Annotated in this window: 23 protein-coding genes; 3 read left to right on the top strand and 20 right to left on the bottom strand. The window is 57.8% G+C overall.

The features are described 5' to 3' along the window. Positions 1–41 precede the first annotated feature (41 nt). The 4 genes from SVU69_00480 to SVU69_00465 form a co-directional block, all read right to left on the bottom strand. Entirely contained in the window at positions 42–719 is a 678-nt protein-coding gene (locus SVU69_00480) for an acetoacetate decarboxylase family protein (GenBank protein ID MDY6941469.1), read from the bottom strand. A gap of 27 nt (positions 720–746) precedes the next feature. Next, positions 747–1,430 (bottom strand): RES family NAD+ phosphorylase, encoded by a 684-nt coding sequence (locus SVU69_00475; GenBank protein MDY6941468.1) that lies wholly within the window; start codon positions 1,428–1,430, stop codon positions 747–749. A 53-nt stretch (positions 1,431–1,483) separates the two neighbouring features. Then, positions 1,484–2,164: an NrdJb gene (locus SVU69_00470; GenBank protein MDY6941467.1), complete on the bottom strand. Its 681-nt coding sequence runs from the start codon at positions 2,162–2,164 to the stop codon at positions 1,484–1,486. Positions 2,165–2,274: 110 nt separating this feature from the next. Then, a complete protein-coding gene (locus SVU69_00465; protein MDY6941466.1) occupies positions 2,275–4,425 on the bottom strand; it encodes an adenosylcobalamin-dependent ribonucleoside-diphosphate reductase in 2,151 nt (716 codons plus the stop codon). Between the two features lie 610 nt (positions 4,426–5,035). On the opposite strand from SVU69_00465, the gene SVU69_00460 reads away from it, so the two are divergent. Further along, entirely contained in the window at positions 5,036–6,442 is a 1,407-nt protein-coding gene (locus tag SVU69_00460) for a DegQ family serine endoprotease (protein MDY6941465.1), read from the top strand. Between the two features lie 86 nt (positions 6,443–6,528). On the opposite strand, the gene SVU69_00455 is transcribed toward SVU69_00460, so the two are convergent. Next, on the bottom strand, positions 6,529–7,317 hold the full coding sequence (locus tag SVU69_00455; GenBank protein ID MDY6941464.1) for a sulfite exporter TauE/SafE family protein: 789 nt from the start codon (positions 7,315–7,317) through the stop codon (positions 6,529–6,531). Positions 7,318–7,668: 351 nt separating this feature from the next. On the opposite strand from SVU69_00455, the gene SVU69_00450 reads away from it, so the two are divergent. Beyond that, positions 7,669–10,443, top strand: a complete 2,775-nt coding sequence (locus tag SVU69_00450) for a pitrilysin family protein (GenBank protein MDY6941463.1) — start codon at positions 7,669–7,671, stop codon at positions 10,441–10,443. Between the two features lie 23 nt (positions 10,444–10,466). On the opposite strand, the gene tatC is transcribed toward SVU69_00450, so the two are convergent. The 11 genes from tatC to typA all read right to left on the bottom strand — a co-directional run bounded on the left by tatC (position 10,467) and on the right by typA (position 18,426). Further along, a complete protein-coding gene (gene tatC, locus SVU69_00445) occupies positions 10,467–11,246 on the bottom strand; it encodes a twin-arginine translocase subunit TatC (GenBank protein ID MDY6941462.1) in 780 nt (259 codons plus the stop codon). Then, positions 11,243–11,536: a Sec-independent protein translocase protein TatB gene (gene tatB / locus SVU69_00440; GenBank protein MDY6941461.1), complete on the bottom strand. Its 294-nt coding sequence runs from the start codon at positions 11,534–11,536 to the stop codon at positions 11,243–11,245. Before tatB ends, tatC begins: the two co-directional genes overlap by 4 nt. Before the next feature lie 56 nt (positions 11,537–11,592). Next, on the bottom strand, positions 11,593–11,832 hold the full coding sequence (locus tag SVU69_00435; GenBank protein ID MDY6941460.1) for a Sec-independent protein translocase subunit TatA: 240 nt from the start codon (positions 11,830–11,832) through the stop codon (positions 11,593–11,595). A gap of 8 nt (positions 11,833–11,840) precedes the next feature. Beyond that, entirely contained in the window at positions 11,841–12,194 is a 354-nt protein-coding gene (locus SVU69_00430) for a phosphoribosyl-ATP diphosphatase (GenBank protein ID MDY6941459.1), read from the bottom strand. Then, complete coding sequence (gene hisI, locus SVU69_00425; protein MDY6941458.1) at positions 12,184–12,576, bottom strand: phosphoribosyl-AMP cyclohydrolase; 393 nt, start codon at positions 12,574–12,576, stop codon at positions 12,184–12,186. Before hisI ends, SVU69_00430 begins: the two co-directional genes overlap by 11 nt. Positions 12,577–12,725: 149 nt before the next feature. Next, positions 12,726–13,499, bottom strand: coding sequence for an imidazole glycerol phosphate synthase subunit HisF (hisF, locus tag SVU69_00420; protein MDY6941457.1), 774 nt, complete (start codon positions 13,497–13,499; stop codon positions 12,726–12,728). A 30-nt stretch (positions 13,500–13,529) separates the two neighbouring features. After that, the gene (gene hisA, locus SVU69_00415; GenBank protein ID MDY6941456.1) at positions 13,530–14,267 is read right to left on the bottom strand and encodes a 1-(5-phosphoribosyl)-5-[(5-phosphoribosylamino)methylideneamino]imidazole-4-carboxamide isomerase; all 738 of its coding nucleotides are present in this window, start codon (positions 14,265–14,267) and stop codon (positions 13,530–13,532) included. Positions 14,268–14,302: 35 nt separating this feature from the next. Beyond that, the gene (hisH, locus tag SVU69_00410) at positions 14,303–14,950 is read right to left on the bottom strand and encodes an imidazole glycerol phosphate synthase subunit HisH (GenBank protein ID MDY6941455.1); all 648 of its coding nucleotides are present in this window, start codon (positions 14,948–14,950) and stop codon (positions 14,303–14,305) included. A 31-nt stretch (positions 14,951–14,981) separates the two neighbouring features. Next, the gene (hisB, locus tag SVU69_00405; GenBank protein ID MDY6941454.1) at positions 14,982–15,575 is read right to left on the bottom strand and encodes an imidazoleglycerol-phosphate dehydratase HisB; all 594 of its coding nucleotides are present in this window, start codon (positions 15,573–15,575) and stop codon (positions 14,982–14,984) included. Between the two features lie 124 nt (positions 15,576–15,699). Continuing rightward, complete coding sequence (gene dtd, locus SVU69_00400) at positions 15,700–16,137, bottom strand: D-aminoacyl-tRNA deacylase (protein ID MDY6941453.1); 438 nt, start codon at positions 16,135–16,137, stop codon at positions 15,700–15,702. Positions 16,138–16,608: 471 nt separating this feature from the next. Then, positions 16,609–18,426 carry a translational GTPase TypA gene (typA, locus tag SVU69_00395; protein ID MDY6941452.1) on the bottom strand — a complete coding sequence of 606 codons (1,818 nt, stop codon included), beginning with the start codon at positions 18,424–18,426 and terminating at the stop codon, positions 16,609–16,611. 173 nt (positions 18,427–18,599) lie between these two features. On the opposite strand from typA, the gene SVU69_00390 reads away from it, so the two are divergent. Further along, the gene (locus SVU69_00390; GenBank protein MDY6941451.1) at positions 18,600–19,514 is read left to right on the top strand and encodes a lysophospholipid acyltransferase family protein; all 915 of its coding nucleotides are present in this window, start codon (positions 18,600–18,602) and stop codon (positions 19,512–19,514) included. A 48-nt stretch (positions 19,515–19,562) separates the two neighbouring features. Here the strand turns inward: SVU69_00390 and SVU69_00385 are convergent, their stop codons facing one another. The 4 genes from SVU69_00385 to trkA form a co-directional block, all read right to left on the bottom strand. Continuing rightward, positions 19,563–20,510, bottom strand: a complete 948-nt coding sequence (locus tag SVU69_00385) for a homoserine kinase (GenBank protein ID MDY6941450.1) — start codon at positions 20,508–20,510, stop codon at positions 19,563–19,565. 186 nt (positions 20,511–20,696) lie between these two features. Beyond that, positions 20,697–21,014, bottom strand: coding sequence for a hypothetical protein (locus SVU69_00380; GenBank protein MDY6941449.1), 318 nt, complete (start codon positions 21,012–21,014; stop codon positions 20,697–20,699). A 12-nt stretch (positions 21,015–21,026) separates the two neighbouring features. Continuing rightward, positions 21,027–22,478, bottom strand: a complete 1,452-nt coding sequence (locus SVU69_00375) for a TrkH family potassium uptake protein (GenBank protein ID MDY6941448.1) — start codon at positions 22,476–22,478, stop codon at positions 21,027–21,029. A 31-nt stretch (positions 22,479–22,509) separates the two neighbouring features. Continuing rightward, on the bottom strand, positions 22,510–23,883 hold the full coding sequence (gene trkA / locus SVU69_00370) for a Trk system potassium transporter TrkA (GenBank protein ID MDY6941447.1): 1,374 nt from the start codon (positions 23,881–23,883) through the stop codon (positions 22,510–22,512). Positions 23,884–23,913 lie beyond the last annotated feature (30 nt).

The following is a 23,913-nucleotide window of genomic DNA, read 5'->3' as shown; positions in this document are numbered from 1 at the left end:
GACTGATAACAATTGGGCCGAGCCTGAATGGGCGGCCACAACTATGTCAGCGGCCGAGTCTTGCTGACGGGAAACACCATCTCGAACTGGGTTGCTTTGACACAAGCCAGTACCTTTCCACGAGCGAGATCCGGAAAGTAATCTGGATTGAACCGGGCCGAGAGCAATTTGGCGGGTTTCACGCGGCCTTTCGCTTCCAGCGTGTAAGTGTATTCGGTCCCTTCCCAGTGCTGTGAGAACGTATGAAAGGCCTTCGGTATCAGCCGGGTATTGATCGGGATCTGGAAACCTTTATGTCGAAAACTGAATTCGGCAAACACCGTTCCGTCTTCTGCTTGCATGGTGAAATGGTCGATTCCATCGGCGCCATAGCGAATATCGAAATCGCAGCGATCTTTAGGTATACCCCAGTTTTTCCGCCCGTTCATCACCGAGGTCATGGTCGATACGTAAATGCGGGTGATGGACGGGCGGATCGCCCCGGGAAAGCGAAACAGGCCAGGAATATAAAGCAGTTCCCGATAAGGCCCGGCGTTGGACTGGGCGTAGTCCACCAGCATCACGCAGGCAATGGGGCCTTTGCGTTGTCCGGCCAGTGACGGCGGGATATTGGATTCGTTGTCCAGCAGATCCCGAGGCATACGGATGGCCAAAATGTAGCCGACGCCGTGAAGGGTCCACGGCGCCGGGACATCGGCTTTGAGCGCTGAATCAGTCACGATCGGTTGGATGCTCTTAACTCGCGGTTAATCGTATGGGTTTGGGTCGATATTCATCAGATAGGGCGGTTTTGGGGCCAACCATTGCTGCCAGTTGGCGATGACGAAAACGACCACGTTGAAATAATGATGGCCACGCGTTCCCTGCACGCCGGGTACGATCAGGCCGTCAAAATTCCGCTCGCGAATCAACGCGGCGATTTTCCGGCTGGCGGCGTATTCCGGGTCGCTGCCGTGTTCGCAAACGTCGAATACGGCGGGTAGCAAGTGGACCGAATTCGCCTCATCTGATATTTGCGAGCGACTGTCCAGCCAAACCAGTTGCGACCAGGGGACCTTAAACTCCTGGACCCATAGCCTTGGGGATGGAATGGAGCCCCTCACCAGCTCCCGCCTCACGCCGTCCCGCGTGTTCGCGAGATACAGAGCCGGTTCGCCGGCCTCGTTATAACGGTTGGCGGGGCTTTTGTTGGCAGGGGGCGGTCCGAATTCCTTCGACTGCGGCGTATGGCCGCGGGGGAAGTCGCGTCCACGATACAGCGTAAGGTCCCCGGTGCCCGGTTTGAATTGGCACTTTTGGGCATCTTCCAAGAAGTCTTCGTAGCATCGATGGGCACGAAACGCGTGGCCATCCAACGCCAGCCAGGCCTCGATTTCGGGAACCTGGTCCAGGCCGGCATTGGCGATTTCTCGGCCCGTCCTGCCTCGCACGATGTCGCAACGGACTGTGCTGGTGATACGTGCTATATCAACTACCTCGCCCTCTAACCGCATTTGCTGTCGCCGCAGTTCAGGCAGGTCATGCACCCGTCCATGAGCACCATGGCCTTGGTGTGGCATTTGTTGCACAGCTGGGCGCCCTCGGGAAAGGCGCTGCTGCCGGCTTTGGCGCGGGCCGTGCGGGATTCGTACTCTGCCCGTTTTTCCTCGATCAGCTTCAACTGACGCTCGTCCAGTTCCGCATCCGGCAGCATACCGATAAAACGCAAATGGCGTTCGATCACATCGCCGATTTCAGCCACCAACGAGGGCATGTACTTGCCGCCGGGCTTCCAGTAGCCGCCCCGGGGATCGAACACGGCTTTGACTTCTTCGACCAAAAAGGTGATGTCGCCACCCTTACGGAACACCGCGGACATAATGCGGGTTAACGCCACGATCCACTGGTAGTGCTCCATGTTTTTGGAGTTGATGAAGATCTCGAACGGCCGGCGATGCTCGTGCTCCGTGCCTTCGTTGAGCACAATATCGTTGATGGTGATGTACATCGCGTGATCCGAGACCGGCGTTTTGATTTTGTAAGTCGAGCCCACCAGCATTTCCGGGCGTTCCAAACGCTCGTGCATTTGGATGACGGTTGCTTCTTTCACAGGCGCTTCGCTGGGCTTTTCGTCCTTCTTGAGGACTTTGTAGCCGACGATAGGTTTGTCGATCTTGGTTGTCATCTGATGTTCTCCACCGCGCTCAAGCGCGATTCAAGTCATTCCGTTGAGACTGCAGGTCCGGTATAGGGTTCACGGCCGCTCGCCTTCAAGGCGCGCTGGTGCCGACGGCTTCAGAACCGGCCATAGTATCCTTCTTTCAGGGCGTCGAAGAGATTGGCGGCGGTGTGCATCTCGCCGTCGTAATAAATCTCTTCGTTCCCTTTCGCTTCCACCACCGAGCCGTCTTCTAAGGTGAAGGCATAAGTGGTGTTTTCTAAGTCTTTTTCTTTGACCAACACGCCCTGGAACGCTTCGGGGTTGAAGCGGAAGGTGGTGCAACCTTTCAGCCCCTTCTCATAGGCATACAGATAGATTTCCTTGAAATCGGCAAACGGGTAATCCGTGGGCACATTGGCGGTCTTGGAAATCGACGAATCCACCCATTTTTGTGCGGCTGCCTGAATATCCACATGCTGCTTGGGTGTGACGTCATCGGCGGCAATGAAATAGTCGGGCAGCTGTTCGTCCGCTTGTTCGGAAAATGGCATCGCTTTGGCGTTGATCAGCGCCCGGTAGGCCAACAGCTCGAACGAATACACATCTACTTTTTCCTTGGTTTTCTTCCCTTCGCGTATCACGTTACGGAAGTAGTGATGGGCGAAACTGGGTTCGATGCCATTACTGGCGTTGTTGGCCAGAGACAAGGAAATCGTTCCCGTGGGTGCGATGGAGGTGTGGTGAGTAAAGCGTCCACCCTGCTCGGCCAGCCGCTCGATGAGTTCAGGACGTACTTTGCCGACCCGTTGCATATAACGGCTGTATTTGGCCCACAACACCTTGCCCAGAACCTGGTCGCCCGCTTTGTAACCGTCCCGGGCCATTTCCGGGCGCAGGCGCAGCATTTCCTGGGTGACCTCGAAGCTTTCTTCCATAATGGGTGCCGGTCCTTTCTCTTCCGCCAGGTCCAGGGCGACTTCCCAGCCGGCTAAGGCCATTTCCCGGGCGACTTCTTCGGTGAATTGAAGAGAGGTTTCCGAACCGTACTTGACGCCCAGCATGGTGAGGGTGGAACCCAAACCCAAAAAGCCCATGCCGTGACGCCGTTTGTGGTGGATTTCATGGCGTTGTTGATCCAAGGGAAGGCCATTGATCTCCACCACATTGTCGAGCATGCGGGTGAAGATCCGCACCGTCTCCCGGTACTCGTCCCAGTTGAAGCGAGCGGCCTCGGTAAAGGGGTTTTCCACAAACCGCGTCAGGTTCACCGAGCCGAGTAGGCACGAACCGTAGGGTGGCAGCGGCTGTTCGCCACAGGGGTTGGTGGCGCGAATGTTTTCGCAGAACCAGTTGTTGTTGTCTTCGTTAACCCGGTCGATCAAAATGAATCCGGGCTCGGCGAAGTCGTAGGTGGAGGACATGATCAGGTCCCACAAACGCCGTGCCCGTATGGTTTTGTAAATTTTGCAGGCGACCAGCCCCTCGGGATTGACGATGTAGTCCTCATGAATGGGCCACTCGCGCCACAACACGCTATCGTCCTTCTCCACCTCGGTGCCGTCGGCTTCGGCTTCTTTACGCTTGATAGGGAACGCCAGTGGCCAGTCTTCATCCGCCTTGACCGCGTGGATGAACTCATCGGTGATCAGCAAGGACAGATTGAACTGACGCAGCCGACCGTCCCGGCGCTTGGCGCGAATAAAATCCACGACGTCGGGGTGGCCGACATCGAAGGTGCCCATTTGGGCGCCGCGGCGTCCTCCGGCCGAGGAGACCGTAAAGCACATGGCATCATAAATATCCATGAACGATAGCGGGCCGGACGTATAGGCGCCGGCACCGGACACGTAGGCCCCTTTGGGTCGCAGGGTGGAGAATTCGTAACCAATACCGCAACCGGCTTTTAGGGTCAGTCCGGCTTCGTGGACCTTGTCCAGAATGTCGTCCATGGAATCGCGAATGCTGCCCGACACCGTGCAATTAATGGTCGAAGTGGCCGGTTTATGTTCCAAGGCGCCGGCGTTGGACGTGATCCGGCCCGCGGGAATGGCGCCGCGCCGCAGCGCCCACAGAAAACGTTCGTACCAATGCTCCCGTACGCCGGGCGATTCCACTTCCGACAGGGCTTTGGCGACCCGACGGTAGGTGTGATCCACGCTGGCGTCGATGACTTCGCCGTCCTTTGATTTTAAACGGTACTTCTTATCCCAAATATCTTCGGATGCCGGTTGCAGTGGAATGTCGGCGGGCGATTGGATTTGAAGTGTTTTTGGCACGGTACTCATCAGGGAAGCATCTCCATGCGTAGCATTCTGTATTGTGTTTTAAATGGTTGAATGGCTTTGACTCGGCGTAACCATTGACCGGAGCGGTGGCTGCGCTCTATAGGGGTAAATTGCCTGCGTCAGTACAAGATATTGTGGTTGAGTGTCGACAAGGCTAGATGGGTGGATGCGCCTTGTCAAGGGTGGTTTATGCCTCATATTAGCTCAATCGAAATTCATTTAAAACAATAACTTAAGAATTTAGTCCTTTAGTTTTCAACGATTTGTTTTTTGCCCCGAAATGGGGCGGCCGGCATTCATCGAAGATATCTCGGACCCCCAATATATTGGGGGTGTGCGTGTTTTGGCGTGCTGCCGCTATTTGTCCTATCGTCCCGTCTGTCGAACCGACGGCCTTCTAGGTTGTCTCATTCATCGCTTCAAACGTGAATCACGCATTTTCGTGACATGAACGATCCGCTATTCTGAACCATGCCGCGCCCAGTCGGTGGGGTGAGTGGTCGCGATTGACCTCACACACGGACGAGGTACGGTGGGCGGGTGGTTCGGCGTCTTCAACAGGCAGGACGCAGAGTCAGAAAAACGCGAACTCCTAATTAGAGGGAAACCGATGCAGATATCTGGATATGGCGTGCAGCGAAATCGCCGCTCGGGGTGGCGGCGTGTGGTATTCGCGGCACTTTTGTTGACCGTCATTACCGCGATGCCCGCTGCTCTGGCGGCGCTTCCCATGTCTTTGAACGATGGCGAAGTACCGACCCTTGCGCCGATGCTCGAACAGGCCAGCCCGGCCATCGTCAACATTTCAACCCGGGGGCGTGTGCAGGTACAGAACCCGCTCATGGATCACCCGTTCTTTGAAGATCCCTTTTTCCGCCGCTTTTTCGGTCAGCCGGATGGCGAACCGAGGTACCGCGAAACCCAGAGTTTGGGCTCCGGTGTGATCATCGATGCGCGCAAGGGTTATATCATTACCAACGCGCATGTGATCCAGGGAGCGGAAGAAATCAAAGTCATGCTCATCGATGAGCGTGAGTTCACGGCCGAGGTGATCGGTGCCGATGAAGAGACCGACATCGCCGTAATTAAAATTTCCCCGGATAAACTGACGGAGCTGCCCCTGGGCGACTCCGACAATATCCGGGTCGGCGATTTTGTCGTCGCTATCGGAAATCCCTTTGGTTTAAGGCACACCGTGACCTCGGGTATCGTCAGCGCTTTGGGGCGATCGGGCATCGGAGACGCGGATTCGTTTCAGGACTACATCCAAACCGACGCTTCAATCAATCCGGGAAATTCCGGCGGCGCCCTGGTCAATCTGAACGGCGAGCTGATCGGCGTCAATTCGGCCATCCTGTCGCGAAGCGGCGGCAATATCGGCATCGGTTTTGCTGTGCCGGTCAATATTGCGTTGCAAGTCAAGCAACAGCTCATTGAGTTCGGTGAGGTCAAACGGGGGCGCCTGGGCGTCATCGTTCAGAACCTCACGCCGGATTTGGCCGAAGCGTTTGGCTTGGATAGTACCGACGGGGTGGTCGTCGCTCAGGTAGAGCCGGGTTCCTCAGCAGAGAAAGCAGGACTGAAGCCGGAGGATGTCATAGTCCGGGTGAACGATAAACCAGTCCGCAACTATCGGGATTTGCGAAACACCATTGGCCTCCTGCGTGTCGGCGATAAGTTGGATCTTCAGGTGTTGCGGAACGGCAAACCGATGAAGGTCTCGACCCGGGTCGGCGAAGCGCCCGCGGCGGGTGCTGTCGCTGCTGCCGACCTGCATCCGAAGTTGATCGGGGCTGAATTCGGCAACGCCGAAGGGCAGGACGGTGTCGTCGTCAAGCAATTGGAGCCTGGCAGTCCTGCGGCCACTGCGGGTTTGCGACCCGGCGATTTGATATCGGCCGTCAACCGCGCTTCGGTCAAAGATCTTCAGGCTTTCAAAAAGGCGGTCAAGGGGGAAGACAGCTTGCTGTTAACCATTCAACGCGGGCGTGCAGCGCTGTTTTTGGTTATCAAGTAAACGAGTCTTTCCTGAACACGCGTTGGAGCCGGCGTCATCGCCGGCTCTTTTTTACGCCGTCCGTTTATGACCGTGCCGAAGGATGGTTAGAAGAGCAGTCTTAATCCCACAATTACCAAAAACCCGGCGAACAGCTGCTTCATCCGACGTTCCGAAAAACGATGTGCCAGTCGCGCTCCCAACGGTGCTGACGTCGCGGTGGCCACGGTAATACCGAAAAACGCGGGCCAATAGATGTAGCCGGTACTGTAGGCAGGCAAGTCCGCTTGTCCCCAGCCGGCCAAAAGGTATCCGGCGCTCCCGGCCAAGGCGATCGGAAAGCCACACGCTGCGGCGATACCCACGGCATAACGCATCGCGACGTTGCAGTAACTCAAGAACGGGACGGTGAGCGAGCCACCGCCGATCCCCGCGAGGGCCGATAGCGTCCCGATGACACTGCCGACGACGAGTAGACCGGACCGGCCGGGCAGGCTGCGATGGGCTGACGGTTTGAAGTCCATGGCCATGGTCAGTGCCATGATCAAAGCGAACAATGCAAATAAGGCCTGTAGCAGGGCACCAGGCATGAAATCTGCGGCAAACGCACCCAGAATAGCGCCCAGTGCGACCCCCGGCGCCAAGCGGCTCACCACGTCCCAGCGGATGGCGCCTTTGGCCCGGTGCGCCAGGACCGATGAAATGGACGTGACGACAATCGTGGCCAGGGACGTGCCCAGCGCCAAATGCATGGTCAGTTCGGGCGGGATATTCTGACTGCGAAAAGCCACGAGAAGTGCCGGCACGATGACCAACCCGCCACCGATGCCGAACAATCCGGCCATGATGCCGGCCAACAGGCCAACGCCGAAAAAGAGCGGTAGGGTGCTCAGCATGATCTCTGTGCCTTCGGTGCGCGGATAGGGCGACGTCAGCGGTGATTGGGGCGATGCCGAACGATACACGTTGTCGCAGAACCCGACTCGACAAGGGGGCTTTGGAGTCCGCGCCGATACAATCGGGGATGGACACTCGTCAGCATGACACAAGCGGTTTGTTCGTGACCAGCCGTGGGCCCGGGCTGATGGGTTGCTGGCGCCGGGGTTCTCCCGTTAAGGTGTCGCAGATCAGCCGCCAGGGAACCTTCATAGGCCATGGCGCTCAATCAACAGGGGCACTGGAAATGATCCGGCATGCGCGATACCGATCCGGTGACTGTGACGAACGTGGACTTAAGGAGCGTGAGCATGACTCTGCGTGGCCATCGGCTGGGGATTTACCTGTTTTCCCTGATGATTGTGGGATGTGCCGGTCCATCAACCATGCCTGAAAAAAATCTCACCATCGACCCCGAGTCCATTGACATCCCGTTTACCAAAAAGGTTTTGGATAACGGTCTGACGGTGATTGTCCATGAAGATCACAAGACACCGATCGTTAATGTCACCGTCTGGTATCACGTCGGATCCAAGAACGAACGGCCCGGAATCACAGGGTTTGCCCATTTGTTTGAACATTTAATGTTCAACGGTTCGGAGAATTTCGACGACGACTACTTTCGGCCTTTCGAGCAAGTCGGTGCCACGGGCATGAACGGCACCACCAGCCGGGATCGGACCAATTACTTCCAGAGCGTTCCATCGCCCGCGGTGGATCTGGCCTTGTGGATGGAATCTGACCGCATGGGTCATTTGCTGGGTGCGATCGACCAGGACAAGCTGGAGGAACAGCGTTCGGTGGTCAAAAACGAAAAGCGCCAGCGGGAGAGCTCACCGTACGGCCAAGTCTGGGAACTGCTGGCGACCAACACCTACCCCAGTGGCCATCCCTATTCTTGGACCACCATCGGTTCGATGGACGATCTGAACGCGGCTTCACTGGATGATGTTCGTGAGTGGTTCGAGACCTACTATGGTGCCGCCAACGCCGTGCTTGTCATCGCCGGCGATATCGACACCGAAACCGCGTTCGAGAAGGCCAGATATTACTTTGGCGATATCCCGGCCGGTCCGCCTATTGTTCATCCCGGACGCAACATCGCGCCGCTCGACACCCATCGTCGCATGGTCATCGAAGACCGTGTCGCGCAGCCGCGTATTTACATCACCTGGAATGTTCCCGAGTGGGGTAGCCGGGATGTGAGCTACCTGGCTCTGGGGGCACGTATTTTGGGTGGCGGTCGCACCTCCCGTCTTTACCGCCGTCTGGTCGAAGAAGCGCAGGTGGCAACGGAAGTCAGCGTCAGCGTGGGTGCGGCGGAGATTGGCTCGCAACTGTACGCGGTGGCCAGCGTGCGGGATGGTGTGGCGTTGGAGCGCGTCGAGGCGTTGATTCAAGACGAGTTCGCCCGTTTTCTCGCCGAAGGGCCCACAGCCGATGAATTAGAGCGGGCGCGTATGGGTATCGTATCGGGCTTCCTGCGGGGTATCGAACATGTGGGCGGTTTTGGTGGTAAGGCCCAGGTGCTGGCAGAAAGTGAAGTGTTCGGTGGTCGTCCCGATGCGTGGCGGGATGAGCTCGAAACCTTGTTGTCCGCGACTCCGGATGATCTCATTCGGGCGATGGACCGGTGGGTGGGCGACGGGCGTTTTACCCTGGCTGTCAAACCTTTTCCGGAGTATGCCACCGAGGTTTCTACCGCCGACCGCTCTCAGCTGCCCGATACCGGGACCCCGCCTGATCTGGACTTTCCTCCGTTAGCGCGGGCGACACTCAGCAACGGTATGAGCGTGGTGTTGGCGCGCCGTCCCGATACGCCGGTGGTCGAATTCAGGATGTTGTTAGATGCCGGTTACGCGGCGGATCCGTCCGAACAGCCGGGTCTTTCCAGTTTAACCATGGCCATGCTCGATGAAGGCACGAGCCGTCTTTCTGCGCAGGCGTTCGCTGCGGAAAAAGAGCGTTTGGGCGCCAGTATCTGGGCCGGCGCCGGTTTGGATTCCGCGGTGGTGGGCTTGTCCGCGCTTCGCGATACGGTGGCGCCTTCGCTGGATCTCTACGCGGAAATGGTGCGTGATCCGGCGTTTCCCGAGAAAGAGCTGGAGCTGTTGAAACGGCGTCGATTGGCGGCCATCGCCCAGGAGAAAACCCAGCCTTCTTCGTTGGCGATGCGCTTACTGCCGCCGCTGTTGTACGGTGCCGACCACCCTTACGGTCAGCCTTTGACCGGCACGGGTCGGGAAGAGACCGTTGCCACGGTCGACGTCGAGGATCTTCGAACCTTCTATGAACGTCACGTGCATCCGGGACATGCGACCCTGATTGTCGTGGGTGACGTGGCAATGGCTGAGTTGGTTCCCCAGTTGGAGCGGGTATTCGGTGATTGGGGTGAGCCCGCCCAAGCACCTATTGAAGTTGACGTGCCGGGGCGAGTGCGACCCGAAGCCGAAAAGCTCTATCTGGTGGATCGGCCGGACTACGAACAAAGCATGATCTTTGCTGGGCAGATCATGCCGCCCACAGGTTACGAGGGCGACATTGCTCTCGAAACCGCCAACACGCTGTTCGGCGGGATGTTTACTTCTCGGCTGAACATGAATTTGCGAGAGGACAAAGGCTGGGCCTATGGCGCTGGTGCGAACCTACCAAACGCCAAGGGGCAGCGGCCGTGGATGATTTGGGCGCCGGTCCAGCGCGACAAGACAGCGGAAGCCATCGGCGAAATGCGAGCCGAGCTTGCGGGAATCGTGGGAAGCAAGCCGATCCAGGGTGACGAGCTGACCAAGGCGCAAAATAATCTCACGCTGAAATTGCCGGGACAGCATGAAACGGCGGGCCAAGTGGCCAGTAGCGTTGAGTCCCTGATCCGGTACGGATTGGCGGACGACTACTACGATCATTTCGTCAGCCAGGTCCGTGGTTTGCAACCCGATGAGGTTCAGGCCGAAGCCTCGCGTCAGATCGAAGTGGATCGACTGATTTGGGTGGTGGTCGGCGATTTGGCGCGGATCGAGGACGAGGTGAGGGCCTTGGGATTCGAGGCGGTGGAAGTGATCGATGTGGATGGTCGGCCGGTTCGTTGAGAGCCTAAGAACAGCGAGGCCCCTTAAGGGGCGCCGCTGTCTCTTTGTGCGTCGACTTCCCGATGACCGGGAACCAGTATGCGCGCCAGGATGATTCCGATTTCAAATAACAAGTAAGCGGGTAGGGCAAGTAAGGTCTGGGAGAAGATATCCGGAGGGGTCAGCAGCATGCCGACGGCGAAGGCGCCGATCAGCACATAGGGGCGTTGTTTGGTCAGTTTTCCGGGCGTCACGATGCCGGCCCAGACCATGAGAATGATGACCACCGGGATCTCGAAGGCTACGCCGAAAGCAAAAAACAGCGTCAGCACAAAATCCAGATAGCGGGCGATATCGGTCATCATGGCCACACCGTCGGGTACCACCTGAGTGATAAAGCCGAATACCAATGGCATCACCACGTAGTAGGCGAATGCCACGCCGGCATAGAACAAAAAAATGCTCATGACCAGCAAGGGGTAGGCGAATCGCCGTTCGTGTTGGTAGAGACCCGGTGCGATAAAGCCCCATGCCTGCCATAGCACCACCGGCACGGTCAGAAAAAACGCACACATAAATGCCAATTTGAACGGCGTGAGAAACGGCGTGGTGACTTCTGTCGCGATCATGCTGGTGCCCTCGGGCAAGTGGGCCAGCAAAGGCGTTGCCAAATAGGTAAACAATTGGTCGGCAAGAAAGGCCAGGGGTACGAACACGATCAACACTGCGACTACGCTGCGCAAAATCCGGGTGCGCAGCTCCACCAAGTGTGCGATCAGCGGTTGTTCTTGTAGGGACGCTTCGTCCGGATCGGATCGCGTCATCGATGCGTGTCTCGTGACTCGGATTCCGGCTTGTCCGGCAAGATCCGTTGATTCATCAGGTCGGTGTCTTCTTTGAGCTGGTTCATAGTCGAGGAATTACGCAGTTGTTGTTCCAGCTCTGCAAGTCTCAACTCGCGCTCAATTTCGGCTTGGGTGGTGGAGAGGAATCCCCGGATGCGGCGAACCCATGTCCCGAACTGCCGTGCGGCGGTTGGCAGACGTTCCGGGCCCAGCACCAGCAGCGCCACTACAAAAACCACCAGCAACTCCCAGAAGCCGATGTCGAACATAGGAACCTCATATGCCGCGAATCAAGATCATCCGCGGCCGTCGTTGGGCGATGGATCTAGCGGGCTTCCCGGTCGCGTTCTTCTGCACGGTGAGCAAGAGGTTCGTCTTCCTCATGAACGAGCCGGTCGGGCTGTTTTTCGCCTTGCGGTTTGTCGTCTTCGCGCATCGCGTTTCGGAAGCCTTTAATTGCCGAACCCAAGTCGCCGCCCAGGTTCCTCATACGACGTGTCCCGAAAACCATGATCACGATGGCGAGCACAATCAATAGCTGCCAAATACTAATTCCACCAAGCATGATGTCATTTACTCCCCGGCGCGGGTATTGCTCCGTGCCGCTTTTTCTTCAATGCCCGACAGGCCGAAACGCCGAGCCAATTCCATCAGAATGTCGTCCGGACCGAGGTTCTGATGGCTGAGTAGAACCAAACAGTGAAACCAAAGATCGGCCACTTCATACACAAGCTGAGAGGGATCGTCGCCTTTTGCTGCGATCACCGTCTCGGTGGCTTCCTCGCCGATCTTCTTTAGAATAGCATCCACGCCTTTCGCGTAGAGCCCTGCCACATAAGAACTGTTCGGGTCCGCGTCTTTGCGTGCTTCTAGCGTTTCTTGCAGCCGTTGCAGAATATTCTCGGGCACGATGTGGTTACTGGCCATAGATATGTTCCGGGTCTTTGGTCACCGGGTCTACGGTTTTCCATTGACCGTGCTCAAGCCGCTGGAAGAAGCAGCTTTCCCTTCCAGTATGACAGGCGATCCTGCCCTTTTGTTTGACTCGTAGCAGAATAACGTCCTGATCACAGTCCAGGCGGATCTCCTCCACCTGTTGAATGTGGCCGGATTGCTCGCCTTTATGCCAAATGCGCTGGCGGGACCGGGACCAATAAACGGCTTCGCCTGTTTCCGCGGTTTTTTCTAAGGCCTGGCGGTTCATCCAAGCAACCATCAACACGCGGCCGGTTTGTGAGTCCTGGGCAATGGCCGGGACCAGACCCTGGTCGTTCCAGCGCACTGCATCGAGCGAGTTTGTGTCAATCATACAGAGGTGCTCGAGAAGTGAATCGTTTCCTGCCCCGCGGAAGCCCGGGGCACCCTATTTACTTTAGAGGTGTCTGACCGAAAGAAGTGCGGGTTCATCATGACACGTTCTGCGCCATTGTCGGCTGCGAGCGTGTGAGCGTTGGGGTCTCAGGTGCGAACTTCGATGCCATGCGCGGCAAGGAACGCCTTTGCTTCCATCACCGTATGGTCGCCAAAATGGAAAATGCTGGCGGCCAGAACCGCGTCGGCTTTTCCCTCGACGATTCCGTCACGTAAATGGGCCAGGGTACCTACCCCACCGGAGGCAATGACCGGCACGGGAACCGCCTCGACGATGGCCCTGTTGAGTGCATTGTCGAATCCGCTACGGGTACCGTCCCGGTCCATACTGGTCACCAGCAGTTCACCCGCGCCCGCCTCAGCCATTCGCCGTGACCACTCGATGGCGTCAAGTCCGGTGGGATTGCGGCCGCCGTGGGTGAAAATCTCCCATCGTGGCAGTTCGTCCGGCCCCGTGACCCGCTTGGCGTCGATGGCGACCACGATACACTGGGAGCCGAAGCGGTCACTGGCTTCGTTGATAAATTCCGGCCGTTTCACCGCGGCTGTGTTTATCGAGACTTTGTCGGCGCCCGCGTTGAGCAGGCGTCGAACGTCCTCGCAACTGCGGACCCCGCCGCCCACGGTCAATGGAATGAAAACCTGACCCGCTACCGCCTCCACCACATGGGCGATGGTTTCCCGATTGTCGGAGCTGGCGGTGATGTCCAGAAACGCCAACTCGTCGGCGCCCTGTTCGTCGTAGCGACGGGCCACTTCCACCGGATCGCCGGCATCGCGGATATCGACGAAGCGGACGCCTTTGACGACACGGCCGCCGTCAACGTCTAAGCAGGGAATGATGCGTTTGGCGAGTGCCATTTGATCAACTTTATCTGGTATGGGATCGAGTTAGCCGCTGAGCTCGTCGGCCAGCTTTTGGGCCTCCGGCAAGGTAAAACTGCCTTCATAAAGCGCTCGCCCGATAATCGCACCGCTGACGCCTTCTTCTTCTACAGCACATAACGCGCGGATGTCGTCCATGCTGGCGATGCCGCCGGAGGCGATCACCGGAATGTGTATGGCCTGGGCGAGGTCGACGGTCGATTCGACGTTGAATCCGCCCATCATGCCGTCGCGCGTGATGTCCGTAAAGATGATGGCCTCAACACCATCGTCTTCCAATCGCTTGGCCATGTCGGTGACATCGTGGTGGGACAGCTTGGACCATCCGTCGATGGCGATTTTCCCGTTCTTGGCGTCCAGTCCGACAATGATGTGACCGGGAAATTCCATGCACAGGTCGTTGACGAAGTGCGGCGTGTTGACCGCTTTGGTGCCGATCACCACAAAATCGGCGCCGGCGTCCAGATAGGCCTGGACGGTTTCCTCATCCCGAATGCCGCCGCCGATTTCTACCGGGAGGTCTGGATGGGCTTGGCAAATCGCCTTGACGATTTCGGAATTCATGGGTTTTCCGCTGAGCGCACCGTCTAAGTCCACCAAATGGAGTCTTCTGGCGCCTTCCGATACCCATCGGGCAGCTACTGCCACCGGATCGTCCGAAAAGACGGTGACATCGTCCATACGTCCTTGCCGCAAGCGCACGCACTTGCCGTCTTTGATGTCAATCGCGGGAATGAGCAACATAGTCAAGTCAACCTCAATGCAGCACGATGCAGTGGTTAGTGGCTTCCGCCGTCCCAATTCGCAAAATTTTCTAGCAACTGAAGGCCCGCCTTCTGGCTCTTCTCTGGGTGAAACTGGACTGCAAAAAATAGATCTTGCCCCAAGGCGCTGGCGAACTCGACTCCATAGGCGGTCGTGGCAGCCGCGCCGCGGGTGTCTGCGGGCGCGTAATAACTGTGAACAAAGTAAAACCGGGTGCCAGGCTCAATGTGACGCCACAATGGATGCGCGTCCAGCGGCTCTACACGGTTCCATCCCATATGCGGGATTCGTATGGTATCGCCGTTTGGCGTTTCGCGAAGGTCGGCGGTGAAACGGCGAACGCGGCCGGGAATCCACTTCAGGCAATCCGTTCCGCTGTTTTCCTCGCTGTATTCCAGTGCCGCTTGCAGGCCAAGACAGACGCCGAGCATGGGCTTTTGCGTTACCAGCTCGCCGAGTAATACATGGAGCTCCCGGCGCTGCAATTCTTCCATGCAATGGCCGATAGCGCCTTGTCCGGGGAAAATCAATCGGTTCGCCGACCGCAGACGGCTCGGCTCGGCGGTGATTTCAACCTGTGCTTTAGGCGCAACGCGTTGCAGAGCCTTTGCCATCGAGTGCAAATTGCCCATGCCGTAATCAATAATTGCAATGCGATTCATCGGATACGGAACCTAGGAACTCGGGTGTTGCTCAGAGCGTTCCCTTGGTTGAAGGCGTGATGCCTGCCATTCGCTGATCGGGCGCGACCGCATAACGGGTCGCCCGGCCGAAGGCTTTGAATACCGTTTCTGCAACGTGGTGGGCGTTTCGACCTTTGAGCCCGTCGATGTGCACAGTGGCGCGCGCATGATTAACAAATCCCTGGAAAAATTCGCGGAGCAGATCCACGTCGAATTCACCCACCCGTGCGCGGGGGTATTCCACAGCGTATTCCAAACCGGGGCGGCCGGAGAAATCGATCACCACGCGCGATAGGGCTTCATCCAGTGGCACGTAGGCGTGACCATAGCGCTGAATGCCCTGTTTGTCGCCCAGGGCCTGCCGGAAAGCTTCGCCGAGTGTGATGCCCACATCTTCCACCGTGTGATGCGCATCGATGGCCAGGTCGCCGTCGGCTTGAATGTCCAGGTCAAACAGGCCGTGGCGGGCCACTTGTTCCAGCATGTGTTCAAAAAAAGGTACGCCGGTGCGGAGCCGGCATTCGCCCGAACCATCCAGATTCAGGGTGATGTTGATTCGGGTTTCGAGTGTGTTTCGCTCGACGGTCGCCGTCCTGGGATTCATTGTTCGTTGGCCGTGTATCGTGGTCATCGGTAACGGTCCCGCGAAAAAACGCGTGTCCGCTTCGTTTAAGTTGCTTAATAGAATAGCGGTATTCTTAAGAATTCGGAATCTCGATGCGTTGGTTTTAGCTTGTCAGCCAGAACGTCACCGGGCCGTCGTTGGTCAGGGTGACTTGCATGTCGGCACCGAAGCGTCCACAGCCCACCTGTTCAAGTGACCCTTGTGCCTGGGCGCACAGGTAACTGAAGAGCTGCTCGGCCGACTCCGGCGGGGCCGCCGGCGTAAAGCTGGGTCGATTGCCTTTTCGCGTATCGGCCGGGAGGGTGAAATTCGGCACCAGCAGCAAGTCGCCGCGAATATCGAGTAGGCTGAGGTTCATGCGGTCGCGGCTATCCGGGAAGATCCGATAGTTCACTATTCGGTGGAGCAGTCCGTCCGCACGTTGGGCCGTATCACCCCGTTCGACGCCGATGAAGGCGACGATGCCGTGTGCGATCGCAGCCGCCGTCGATGCGTCGATGTCGACCCGGGCGGAGCTTACGCGTTGTATGAGTCCGATCATGAAGTCGCCTTGTTGTCGTGATGGTGGGCGGTGCCGTGCCCACAGCGATGTCCGAATATGCTTACAGTATTTATCTGTCTTCGCCGACTGTTCGTCCCCTGCGGCTCGGGCAATATGACAAGCGTCCCAAGCATAACGCGGCATGGAAGTCGCAACGCAAGAGGGAACTTGCGAGCAAGGATGAATTGGCAGGATGCCAAAACATTCATGGATAGATACACAGGACGAGTGCGGGACATGCGGCGAAGGAATGCCGTGTTGAGGTCGTCACTGGCCTCATCCAGGAAAGGAAACCATGTCAGGGCTGCGAGTCTGGTGGAGCAAGGATGTTCTGTAACGCCAGGTGAGGCAGGAAGCCGGAGGGAAGCGTACTTTCAGCTCTGAAGTGCACACGAGGACTCAAACACCTCCAGCCATTATGGCTAACGCGGCCCCGGGTGAATGAATCACCCGGGGTTTTTTTTATTTGCCTCAGGCGTTTGTGCGGCTGGCCCGTTTCCGATCGTTCTCTTTCAAGTGTTTTTTGCGCAAGCGAATATGGCTGGGAGTGACCTCGACCAGTTCGTCGTCATCGATGAACTCCAGCGCTTGCTCCAGTGTCAGCCGCCATGGGGGCGACAAGTCCAAACTGTCGTCTTTGCCCGAGGCGCGAACATTCGTCAATTGCTTGGCCTTGAGCGGGTTCACGACCAAGTCGTTGTCGCGGGAGTGCAGGCCGACGATCATCCCTTCGTATATCTCGTCGCCCGGCCCGACCATCAGACGTCCTCGTTCCTGGAGCGCAGATAGGGCATAACCAACGGCCGCCCCTTGTCCGTTGGAGATTAATACGCCGTTCTGTCGCTGGCCGATGCGGGTTTTTTGTGCCGGCCCCCAATGATCGAATACGTGATAGAGCAAGCCGGTACCGGAGGTGGCGGTTAGAAACTCCGTATGAAAACCGATCAGACCCCGGGCGGGGATGATGTAATCCAAGCGAACGCGGCCATGTCCGTCCGGGATCATATCCTGCAGATCGCCCCGGCGTTCGCCGAGTTTTTCCATGACTGTGCCCTGGTGCCGCTCTTCGACGTCGACGGTGAGTTGTTCGTATGGTTCGCACAGCTCGCCGTCGATGGGCTTTTGGATCACGATGGCCCGCGAGACCGCTAACTCATAACCTTCGCGGCGCATGGTTTCAATTAGCACGGAGAGGTGAAGCTCGCCGCGCCCCGAGACCCGAAACGTATCCGGATCATCCGTGTCTTGAACCCGCAAAGCCACGTTGTGTATGGTTTCGCGCTGCAGACGCTCGCGCAATTGCCGGCTGGTCAAGTATTTGCCATCCCGTCCGGCGAAGGGTGAGTCGTTGACATGGAAGGCCATACTCACGGTCGGTTCATCGACGCTCAGGGCGGGCAGCGCTTCCACGTGTGCTTGCGCGCACAAGGTATCGGAAATACCCAAGCCTTCGATGCCGGTAATGGCGACGATATCGCCGGCGCTGGCCTCGGGGACTTCGACCCGCTCGAGTCCTAGGAAACCGAAAATTTGCAATATCCGGCCCGGTCGCTGGGCGCCTTCACGATCTATCACGGTGATGGCGGTGTTGCTTTTGATCTTGCCGCGGGTAATCCGGCCGATGCCGATGACGCCCACATAGCTGCTATAGTCCAGGCTGCTGATTTGCATCTGGAATGGCCCCTCGGGATCGACCTCCGGCGGCGGCACGCGATCGACAATCAATTCAAACAGCGGTTCCATGTCGCCTTCGGTGACGTCGGGGCTCAGGCCCGCGAAGCCGTGTAGTGCCGAGGCGTAAATGACCGGGAAGTCGAGTTGTTCGTCCGTGGCACCCAAGCGGTCGAAGAGGTCGAAGGTTTGGTCCAGGACCCAATCCGGCCGTGCGCCGGGTCGATCGACCTTGTTAATGACCACGATGGGTTTCAACCCGAGGGCAAACGCCTTTTGGGTAACAAAGCGGGTCTGGGGCATGGGGCCGTCGACCGCGTCAACCAACAACAGCACCGAATCCACCATGGAAAGGACCCGTTCGACTTCTCCGCCGAAGTCGGCGTGGCCGGGTGTGTCCACGATGTTGATGCGGTAATCCTTCCAGCGGATGGCCGTGTTCTTGGCCAGAATGGTGATACCCCGCTCCCGCTCGAGCTCGTTGGAGTCCATCATCCGTTCGACTGGAGTCGCCCGGGAATCTAAGGTGCCGGATTGCTGAAGTAGGCGGTCGACCAGTGTGGTTTTACCATGGTCGACGTGGGCGATGATGGCGACGTTTCGGAGTTTTTCGATCACGGGTGGTGTCCGTTTAGACGGCTGGCAGGAAAGTGACGGCGTATTATATGCGATTATTCGAAAATCTCTTCATGTATTTGACAGGCGGTCGGGGCGGTCGCGATTATCCTTTTCGACCCCGTGGCCGGCTACAATACATTACCGAGTGCAGATCACAATAAATAGGAAATTGCTTGAGCAGGACGCCCGTTTCGGTTCAACTTCTTCGTCTCCTTTCTCACGTCCCGTTGCCCGTCAGCCACTGCATCGGTCGGACATTGGGTTGGCTCCTGTCTTGGGTTCCGAGCCGAGCCCGAGTCTCGGCGCTCACCAATCTCCGATTGTGTTTTCCGCACATGAGCGAGGCAGACCGCAATCGTTTGTGGCGTCGAGCCATGATGCAGTTGGGTTGCCTCGTGATGGAGTCGGGACGGGTCTGGCTGGGGTCTCCTGAGCAGGTGCTGAAGTCCGTTCGCGAGGTTCACGGCGAGACGCACATTCAACAGGCGCTCGCTGGGGGACGTGGCGTGATCATTGCCGCGCCCCATCTGGGTTGTTGGGAGATGGTGAACTACTATCTCTCGAGCCGCTATCCTTTGACGGCGATGTATCGCCCCCAGGCCGGAGCGGTGGATCAGGTGATTCTCGATAGCCGGGAGCGCATGGGCGCGACGTTGGTGCCGGCCGATCGACGCGGCGTGCGGGCCTTGTCCGCGGCGCTGAAGCGTGACGAGTTGATCGGCATATTGCCTGATCAGGATCCCGGGGCCGGTGGCGTCTTCGTCGATTTCTTCGGGGTTTCCGCGCATTCCCCGGTCTTGCTGTCCAAATTGGCCAACAAAAGTGGTGCCCAGGTGATTCTGGCCTATGCTGCACGCTTACCCGGCGGTCGCGGTTTCGATCTTCACTTTCGTCTGGGTTCCCCTGTCATCAGCGATGTCGATGTGTCGACTGCTACGGCGGCTTTGAATCGCGATGTGGAAGCCTGTATCCGAGAAATTCCCGATCAGTACTTATGGACCTATCGTCGCTTTCGACGCCGTCCGCCCGGTGAGCCTGCTATCTATCCCCGGCGTCGCCGCAAGAAAAAGCGGGCAGCACCGAGCTGAAACTGTAACGCCGGGTGCGCGAGGGTATCGCGAAGCAGGCGAGTATTCTCAATTCAAATCGGGGAATTTGGGGGGGTGGTCGATCCGCTGCCGGAGTATGTTTTTGAAGATGTCCGGATCTTTGGTGTGGGTCAGTTCGCCGGGTCGAGGGAAGTGCATGTCGTGTAGCCGTGACAACCAGAATCGCAACGCACCGGCACGCAACAGCGGTACCCAGGCATTGCGTTCGGCATCGGTAAACATTCGCTCCCGCGCGTAGGCACTCAGGACCGCACCGACGCGCGCCTCATCGAGACTGCCATCTTTCTCGACACACCAGTCGTTGACCGCAGTGGCGATGTCGAACAGCAGAACGTCATTACAGGCGTAGTAAAAATCGATCACGCCCGAGAGCCGATCCCCGGTAAACAATGCATTGTCGTGGAACAGATCACCGTGGATGACGCCGCGGGGGAGGTTGAGGTGCCGGCGCGCCCCCTGGTAGCTCAGTTCATCCCGCAGCAAGCGGGCATCTTCATCCGCTAAAAGCGGCAACACCTTGGCGGCGGTTTCGCGCCACCAGTGGGGGCCGCGGCTATTCGGGCGATGTTCGCGATAGTCTGTGCCCGCTTGGTGTAGTTTGCCGAGGACAGTGCCCAGTGCGGCGCAGTGGACTAGTTCGGGACGTTTGACGCTGCGTCCGGATAGACGTTGAACCAACGCCGCCGGTTTCTTTTTCAGTTTGAGCAAGAATTGGCCGGTGTCTGTTTCCACGGGCGCGGGCGAGGGAATTCCACGGTTGGCCAGATGTGCCATGAGGTTGAGGCAAAACGGCAGCTCGGCTTCCGTGAGTGTCTCGAAAATGGTCAGCACCCACTCGCCCTCTGTGGTGGTGACGAAGTAGTTGGTGTTTTCGATCCCGGCGGTGATGCCTTCGTAGCGGACGAGTTCTCCGACGGCGTAGTGCTGGAGAAACAATTCCAGATCAGCGCGGTCGATGGTCGTGTAGACAGACATAAACGGTCAATCCAAACATGGAAGCGTGGTTGGCGCGGGCGCCAAGCTTACCGCAGCGCTTGCCATGCGTACAGAAGCAAAGGCCTTGTGATTTTGGCTGCAGATCGCTGGTTCGCCCAATGAGCTATCGGCTGGCCGCGCCGCTCTCTGAGGGCCTTTCGGAGCATCCCAACGGTTATACCGAGGTTAACGGGGTGATGTGATTCGCTTCAGAAACACCCGCATTTCCTTCGCCGCTTGTTGATCACCATTGCGCTCCGCCACGTCAATTCCCTGTTGGTAGGCTGAGACGGCGGCTTCGCTTTGACCGTCTGCGGCCAATGCCTGGGCGTACAGCTTCCAGGCGGCCGAATAGTCGGCATCGAAGGTGAGGCAACGGCGTAAATGTTCGCACGCGACGGCATATTCCTGCATCCGGAGATAATGCTGTCCTAGACTGAATCGGATGAGTTTGTTGTCTTCCCCTTGGGCGAGAAGTCGCTCGAAGTTTTCAGCAAGTCCCACCGGCGTGCACTCCTAGCGTTGCCAGAACATGGGTGTAATGATCACCAGCAAGGTGAAAATTTCCAAACGTCCCAGAATCATGGCGATGACCAACACCCACTTGGACAGGTCGTTGATTTCTCCGTAGTGCGCAGCGACTTGACCCAAGCCTGGGCCCAAGTTGTTGAGGCAGGCGGCGACCGCCGAAAATGCCGTGATTTGGTCGAGACCGGTTGCCATAAGAAACAACAGCATGGCGGCGAAGACGATGATGTACGCGGAGAAAAAACCATAGACTGCTTCGATAACGCGGGGCGTCACGACGCGAGAACCGATTTTGACCGGTAGTTGGGCGTTGGGATGGATTAAGCGGTTGATTTCCCGAAATCCTTGCTTCAGCAACAGCAAGAAACGAATCACTTTGATCCCACCGCCGGTGGAGCCGGCGCAGCCGCCCACAAAGCTGGCAAACAGCAGCAGCACGGGCAGAAAGCCCGGCCAAGTGTGGAAAGAGGCGGTGGTAAAACCCGTGGTCGTGCCGATGGAAACGGCATGGAAAATCCCGGCCAGCATGACTTCACCCATGTCCTCGAAGGTGTGAGCAAGCCAAAGGTAACCGCAGGTAGCGACTGACAGTACCGCCATGCCGGCGATGTACATCCGAAACTCATAGTCGGCGCGGTATGGGGTCAGGCTGGCATGACGAAAAGCCATGAAGTGCAGGGCGAAATTGACACCGGATATGAGCATAAAAACAATCGCAATCAGTGGGATCAGCGGATTGTCGAAAAAACCAAGGCTGGCGTCATGGGTCGAAAAGCCGCCGATGGCCACGGTGGAAAATGCATGACCCAAGGCATCGAACGGGGTCATGCCGGCGGCCCAGTAGGCCAAGCCGCAGAGCACCGTCAGGCCAAGGTATATATACCAGAGGGCCTTTGCCGTTTGTGTGATGCGTGGGGTGAGTTTGCTGTCCTTGATAGGCCCCGGTGTTTCCGCGCGGTAGAGCTGCATTCCGCCGACGCCTAGCATGGGTAAAATGGCCACGGCCAGCACAATAATTCCCATGCCGCCTAGCCATTGCAGTTGTTGTCGGTAATACAGTATCGACGGTGGGAGCGTATCCAGACCGACGATGACCGTTGCGCCGGTGGTTGTGAGTCCTGAGACCGATTCGAAAACCGCATCGGTTACGCCCAGATCGGCGCCGCTCCCGAACATCAGTGGCACGCTACCCAGAAGCCCAAGTCCGGCCCAGAACGACACCACCACGATGAAGCCGTCCCGCAAACGTAAATCGCGGCTTTCCCGGCGCACGGGGAACCACAAGCTCATTCCGCCGATGAGGGTCACCAAAAAGCCCGCGATGAAACTGATCGTGGCGCCATCTCGATAAAACAGCGAGACCAAGATCGGCGGAAGCATGGTGAGGCTGAAGATCATCGACAGTAGCCCGACGATACGCTGGACAACGAAGATCTGCATGGTGTTCTAAACCTGGTTTATGGCCGTCGGCTCAAACGAACGTGACGCTGACCTGGAACAGTTTTTCCACATCGGTGATGTGCTGCTTGTTCACAACGAACAGTATGACGTGATCGCCAGCCTCGATAATCGTATCGTGGTGAGCCATGAGCGCTTCATCACCCCGAACAATAGCACCGATTGTTGCGCCCGGCGGCAGCGGGATCTGCTCGATGGCTTTGCCGACAACTTTGGATGATTTGGGGTTGCCGTGAGCGACCGCTTCAATGGCTTCCGCGGCGCCGCGACGCAATGAATGAACCGCGACGACATCCCCCCTGCGGACATGCGCGAGCAAGGCCCCCAAAGTGGCTTGTTGTGGCGAAATGGCGACATCGATCACGCTGCCTTGCACCAGATCCACATAAGACGCACGGTTAATGAGAGACATCACTTTTCGGGCACCCAAGCGCTTGGCTAGCATGGCCGAAAGGATGTTGGCTTCGTCGTCATTGGTCACGGCGCAAAAGGCATCCGCCGCGTCAATGGACTCTTCCATGAGTAGATTATGGTCGGCGGCATCGCCCAGCAAGACAATACTGCGGTCCAGTATCTCGGAAATGTCGTTGGCCCGGCGCGGATCCCGCTCGATGATCTTGACCTGGCATTTGTGCTCCAGCGATTTGGCCAAGCGAACGCCGATGTTACCGCCGCCTGCCAGGATCAGTCTTTTGACTCGTTTATCGAGCCGCCGAAGTTCCTTGATGACGGAATTGATGTGCTTGCGGGCGGCGATGAAAAACACCTCGTCATCCACTTCAATGACGGTTTCGCCTTCCGGGAGAATGGCTTGGCCGCGACGGTAAATCGCTGCCACGCGTGTCTCCACGCCGGGCATGTGCTCGCGCAGGGTCCGCAGCTCTTTGCCCACCAGCGCACCGCCATAATAGGCTCGAACACCCACCAGCTGAACACGCCCACCTGCGAAATCCAGCACCTGCAGCGCGCCCGGGTACTCAATCAGCCGACGGATGTGATCGGTCACCAGCTGTTCGGGGCTGATCAGCATATCCACCGGCAGGGCGTCCTGGACGAACAGGCGCTCGTGCCGAAGGTACTCGTTGGAGCGTACTCGTGCGATTTTGGTCGGCGTGTGAAACAGGGTATAGGCAGCCTGGCATGCGATCATATTGACCTCGTCACTTTCGGTGACGGCGATGACCATGTCGGCATCATCGCAACCGGCGCGCGCGAGCACGTCCGGGTGAGAGGCGTGACCCCTCACCGTACGGATATCGAGCCGGGCCTGCAGCTCCTGGAGTAGGGATTCGTTGAGATCGACGACCGTGATGTCGTTGGCTTCGCTGGCCAAATGCTGGGCCAGCGAAGATCCGACCCGCCCGGCACCCAGGATGATGATCTTCATGACCGTCGCAAATTACGGCTTTGTGCGGTG

It is taken from the genome of Pseudomonadota bacterium (genome assembly GCA_034189865.1).
Classification (GTDB): Bacteria; Pseudomonadota; Gammaproteobacteria; order UBA5335; family UBA5335; genus JAXHTV01.
Note: the sequence above shows the minus strand (reverse complement) of the source record. Positions and strands in the feature narration are given on the sequence as shown.